Source organism: Zoogloea sp., from assembly GCF_023150065.1.
GTDB lineage: Bacteria > Pseudomonadota > Gammaproteobacteria > Burkholderiales > Rhodocyclaceae > Zoogloea.
In genome coordinates, this window is record NZ_JAKLLN010000129.1 from 1 (window position 1) to 674 (window position 674).

The following is a 674-nucleotide window of genomic DNA, read 5'->3' on the forward strand; positions in this document are numbered from 1 at the left end:
GGGCGAGCCACTTGAGCAGGGTTGCAAACAGCACGTCGGGCTCGACGGGCTTGGCGATGAAGTCGTTCATGCCGGCGTCGAAGCAGCGCGCCTTGTCCTCGGCGAAGGCGTTGGCGGTCATGGCCAGGATGGGCAGCTCACGGCGCTGGGGGAGCTGGCGGATCCGCCGGGTGGCCTCGGGGCCGTCCATGCGCGGCATCTGCATGTCCATCAGGACCACGTCGTAGGCCCGGCTTGCGACCATGTCGACGGCCTGCAGGCCGTCTTCGGCGATGTCTACTTCCAGCTCGATGTCCTCGAGCAGGTTGAGGGTGACTTCGCGGTTGATCTCGTCGTCTTCCACCAGCAGGATGCGGCGGCCCCTGTGCTGGCGCAGCAGCGCCGCCTCGGCGGACGCCGCGGTCGCCCCGCCGTCGGGCTGGCCGGCGGCCTTGGCGAGCCGGGCGGTGAACCAGAAGGTGCTGCCGACCCCGGGGGTGCTGATGGCGCCGGCTTCGCCGCCCATGATCTGGGCCAGCTTGCGGGTGATGGCGAGGCCCAGGCCGGTGCCGCCGTGCTTGCGGGTGGTGGAGTTGTCGGCCTGCTCGAAGCTGGCGAACAGACGGCTGATGTCGGCCGGGGCGATGCCGATCCCGGTGTCCTGCACCTCGAAGCGCACCAGCACGCTGTCGGCG

Annotated in this window: 1 protein-coding gene; it reads right to left on the reverse strand. The window is 70.3% G+C overall.

The genetic code is table 11. The features are described 5' to 3' along the window. Positions 1-674: response regulator (locus tag L6Q67_RS23840; RefSeq protein ID WP_296576096.1), on the reverse strand; the 674-nt coding region annotated here is incomplete at both ends.